Origin of the sequence: Streptomyces alkaliterrae (genome assembly GCF_007097205.2) — a bacterium.
GTDB classification, from domain to species: domain Bacteria; phylum Actinomycetota; class Actinomycetes; order Streptomycetales; family Streptomycetaceae; genus Streptomyces; species Streptomyces alkaliterrae.
This window is the reverse complement of the sequence record NZ_VJYK02000504.1, coordinates 1-2,435: the sequence shown is the minus strand read 5'-3', so window position 1 is coordinate 2,435 and position 2,435 is coordinate 1. Positions and strand designations below refer to the sequence as shown.

General features: G+C 67.8%; 1 protein-coding gene. It reads right to left on the bottom strand.

What is annotated here, in order from left to right; all coding sequences use genetic code 11:
• On the bottom strand, positions 1-2,419 hold a 2,419-nt coding region (locus FNX44_RS26130; RefSeq protein ID WP_143651446.1), incomplete at its 3' end, for an SDR family NAD(P)-dependent oxidoreductase.
• Positions 2,420-2,435 lie beyond the last annotated feature (16 nt).

Below are 2,435 nucleotides of genomic sequence, written 5' to 3'. Positions count from 1 at the left end.
GACCCGCCACACTCGGAGCAGTAAAGCCCACCTTATCCGCACCATCATTATTAACAGCAGACCCACGAATCACCGCACGAATCGCATCCCCATCACGCACCGCATCCGACAACCGCTTCAACACCACGACACCCGCCCCGCTGGAGAAGACGGTTCCCTGGCCATCGGCGTCGAAAGCCCTGCAATGGCCATCAGGAGAGAGAATTCCTCCGTCGTGGAACCAGTAGCCGCTGCGCTCCGGAACGCGGACCTTCGCTCCTCCGGCGAGCGCCATGTCACTCTCGCCGGAAATGAGACTGCGGCAGGCGTGCGCGACCGCCACGAGCGAGGTGGAACACGCCGTACCGACGCTCACACTCGGGCCGTTCAGGTTGAGACGATAGGAGATCTGGGTGGCTGCGAAATCCTTGTCATTTCCGAGACTCACAGCCATCGGGTCGATATTCGATGAATCACGTTGCGGAATGAGGTTGTTGATGAGATAGCTGCTCATCGCCACTCCGGCGTAGACCGCGACCCTGCTGGATTGGGCGCGCGGAGCGTGTCCAGCATCCTCCAGCGCCTCGTACGCGCACATGAGCAGCAGCCGCTGCTGCGGATCCATGATCTCCGCTTCCCGCGGCGTGTAACCGAACAACGTGGGGTCGAACTGGTCGACGCCGTCGGCGGTTCCGGCCACCGGGACGTACTGCCCCTGGCCGCCCGGACCCTCCCTGGCCGGTTCGTCGGTGGGTACCAGCGACTCCACGCCAGCCACGAGGTTCTCCCAGAATTCGTCGATGTTGCTGGCGCCGGGGAAGCGAGCAGCCATACCGATGACGGCGATGTCGGAGCCCTCCGCCGCATGGCGGACCGTCGTCGACGGTGCCTCACCGGCCTGCGACGACGGAGTCGGAGCGAGGTGCTCCGCGAGGCGGGAGACGGTCGGGAATCTGAACAGGTCGGCCACGGCCAGTGAGACTTCCAGGCGCTGCTTGATCTGCCTTCCCGCTTCGATGATTAGGAGCGAGTCCCCGCCCAACTCGAAGAAGTTGGCATCCCGTTCGATGTGCGAGCGCCCGAAGAGATCCTTCCAGATGGCGGTCAGCGTGCTCTCGGTCTCCGCGCGCGACCGTGCCGCGGGTCCCAAGGGGGCTTCCCGCCGGTCCTGATGACGCCCCGTTCCGCGCTTGAGTCGATCGGGCAGGTTCTGGGTGGAGACGATGACTCGCGGCTGCCCTCCGAAGAGCGCACGCTCGAGGACGGACAGCGCATCCGACACGGAGACGCCCGACGGCTCGTATTCGGGGTATGCCTCCGCAGCGGCGGGGAGACGCTTCGCCGCCATGCCGACACTGTGCCAGGCATCCCAGGCGATGGCGACGACATGTGCGGGCGCGTCGGAGGACTCGGCCCAAGCGTCGAGGAAGGCGTTCGCGGCACAGTAGTCGACCTGGCCGAGGCTGCCCAGAAGTGCGCCGGTCGACGAGAAGACGGCGAAGAAGTCGAGCTGTCGGCCGCCGAGCACCGAAGCAAGGGCGAGCGTGCCGTCGACCTTGGGGGCAAGCACCTCGCGCATCGCCTCGACCGACCGGAACTGCGCGAGCCCGCCCCCGGCCATACCTGCTGCGTGGACGACCCCATCGACGGGGCCGAACCGGCGCTCCGCCCGGTCGACGGCCTCGGCGAGAGCGACACGGTCGGTCACGTCGCACGCGTCGACGTGCACCTGCGCACCGTGCGACTCCAGCTCGCGGACGGCAGCGATGCGGCGTCGCGTCTCCTCGTCGGTCCCGGGCTCGCTTTCGAGCACTGTCCATCGCTCACGCGGCGGCAGGGGTGTCCGGCCGAGGAGCACCAGACGCGCTTGGTACTTTCGCGCCATCCATGCCGCGATCGCCCTGCCGATGCCGCCGAGGCCGCCCGTGATCACGTAGACGCCCTGCGGTCGAAGGCTCAAGGAGCCGCTGTTCGCGTCGGCCGTCGTCATGGCCTCGACGTCCTCGGCGAAGCGGGTAGTGCCACGGAAGGCGACGAACGGCCAAGGCAGGGAGGCGCGTATCTCGGAGATGAGCGGGTCCAGCTCCGCCTCGACGCCCTCGATGTCGATCGCGGACGCGACCAGTGCCGGGTACTCAAGAGGCAGTGTCTTGACTGGCCCGAGGACCAGGGCGCGCGTGGGCGGGGCGGTCTCGCCGCCCTCCACCCGGGCGAGTCCTTGCGTGACCACGGCCAGCCTAGTCGGCGCGGCGGGGCGGTGCAGTCCAAGGGCACGGGCAAAGTGCACCGGAGCGTCGAGGGCGAAGACACACGCCCGGTCGACGTCGGGCTCGGTGTCGACCGCCCACAGGTAGAGGACGTTCCACGTTCCGCCCGACCCGTGGGTCTCCTGGAGTTCGCGGACGAGCTGGTCGAAGTCCTCGGGCGTCTCCGGGCGCACGCGGTACACGTCCCCG